The sequence below is a fragment of the Falsihalocynthiibacter sp. BN13B15 genome (assembly GCF_041205415.1).
Lineage (GTDB): Bacteria > Pseudomonadota > Alphaproteobacteria > Rhodobacterales > Rhodobacteraceae > Falsihalocynthiibacter > Falsihalocynthiibacter arcticus.
Map to the genome: position 1 here is coordinate 1 of NZ_JBGFCE010000047.1, position 2,228 is coordinate 2,228.

Consider the following 2,228-nt stretch of genomic DNA (forward strand, 5'->3'; position numbering starts at 1 on the left):
AACGGCCCAAACCTGCCTCTCGCCGGACATATTGTATGCTGCAATGCGGCCCGTCGAACCGGACTTTCGCTGCAATTGCACAATTTGCAATGGGCGAGTTCACGCACTGCTGGACAAAACCGACCTTCGTCTTCCCTCGTGGGACAGGAGCGACCGCACCAGACTACACTTTTTGCAGTGCAGCGAAATAGTGGCCGTCGATTATTTCTATAATCAGCAAGAGGCGGTTGAAGCATCCAATCGCCTCTTTCAATTTTTGTGGGGTAGATCCCCCCCCGGCGACCCGATTAACAGCTCTATTCGAGGGGTTCAAAGTCTCCAGGTTTCCAAGTCTTGTCGAACCATGGCTTTAACGGCCCATACAATCTAATAAGTACCATCCAACCTTTACCAGGTACAGTTTCTATCCAGTTTTTCTCATGTCCCTTGGGAGCTTTGGGACCAAAGTAAAGATCAATAGAACCATCCTTATTGACAGTTAGGTCATCCTTCTTGTTGTTCTTGCTTGGGTAGTTTTGGCTGGTTTGCAACTCAGAGCGAGTCTGCGGATCGTAGGCTACGACGGACCAAAAATCTTTCGCGGGCACATTGGCTGGGATGTTTAGTTTATATACTTTGCTTCCATCGAGGAAATCGCCATTTTTATCCTTGGCGTTGTAGGCGTATTGTGATCCCGCACCCACCATTTTCAAAGCCATTGCTGGCGTATTGACTGTCGCGCCATAGAAGAACATTGTCCGGGCATCCAAATTACGCCCACCCGTGCCATTATCGATCAGCCAGCGATAGTCGCCACCAATAAAGGGTGTGAACCACTGACTACCTTCATATAAATAGGCGCCGTCTTCACGTGGATCGAACAGGATTGCTCGAGCGGTAGCATTGCCGACTGCAACAGCATCTATCAATATTTTTTTCATTCTGGCATCAGGAGCAAACTTTTTGCCCTTCATTATGCCAATGCTTGCAGCTAACCCTCTAAGTTCAGGATCAAGAAAGCTAACAGGTTCTTTCTGAATAACATGATCAAGCTCTTCGTAGAACTCATAGTTATTATCATGAATGGTATTGAATACCTTGCCTGAGGCATTAACAAATTCCATTTTCGGCGGATTAGAGGCCTTGGAGAGCGGATATGCCTTTAGTCCTGTTCTCCACATTTTTGAAGCAGCGTCAGGTTTACCATCAACCAAAAACCCCCTCAGAGGCACCCAATTGGTATAACTGGTTGATTGAGCTATCCATACTGGTTTCTTGTTGCCACCAACCTCAATCTCAATGGTCTCGTCCCCCTGTGTCGGCTTTAAGGCCCCGCTGTAGTCTGGCGGCAAGATTACATATGTGCCACCTTTGCCTTTGTCAGGGCCGGGTGCACCCATATCTACGACGAAACGAAAGTAGGCGTCGTTTACGGTTCCGGGGCCAGCGTTGGGTGGGATTTCAATAACAGTTGGACCGTCACGCTCCAAGTCAAGGATGAGCATGGCATAAACCGTATCCGTATTTCCGGTCAAAAACAGCGGGCCGGAATCCATCAGCTTGTCAAAAATAACAACTTGATTCGCTTGAGTTACATTCATTTGCTTCATGCCGCGGCGTATGCCCTCTAATGAGGTCGCCGGGATGAAATTTAGGAAAGTCTCCATGCCACGAGCAAAATCCAAATTGTCATATACTCTTTGAACGGTTTCTTTAGTTGGGCGGCCATCATGAAACTCCAGCGTACCAATCGAGGTTTCAGTCTTGTCGGGTGTCATAATTCCCAGCGGGATGAGGTGGTTATATCCCGGAGTAACGTCTTCAGCAAAAGCAGGCGCTACAAATACGGGTACGCTAATCATTCCCGCCGTCGCCATGAACAAAGCCACTTTTGATGATTTCGCTAATTTCATAAACTTTCTCCGTTTTCTCTGTAAAAAATAAACGACCATTTCTTCGCCCCCCGATTGATCAATCTTTCTTTGGCCAAACGATCCTGTCGCGTTCTTCGAATTGTACATTGAACGCGGTACGAGTCACGCCATTTCGCGCCAAACTTCTTACGATCTAGGAAGCCAACGGACATCCCCTTCGCCTTGGGCTCACAGCTGTCTTCCGCAGCGCAGAACGAACACCCGATCCGCGGCTATTTAAATGTCGGCTCTTGCCGTTGACGCGATCTCACCTCGCACAAGCAGCGAATTCACACTTTCCGCCCTTTGTGTCGATCGACATGAACGGCCCTAAGC

Annotated in this window: 1 protein-coding gene; it reads right to left on the bottom strand. The window is 48.4% G+C overall.

Features of this window, described 5'->3' with window-relative positions; translation table 11 throughout:
• Window positions 1-296 precede the first annotated feature (296 nt).
• Window positions 297-1,892 (bottom strand): DUF1254 domain-containing protein, encoded by a 1,596-nt coding sequence (locus tag AB9F26_RS22035; RefSeq protein WP_369769101.1) that lies wholly within the window; start codon window positions 1,890-1,892, stop codon window positions 297-299.
• Between the last annotated feature and the right edge of the window lie 336 nt (window positions 1,893-2,228).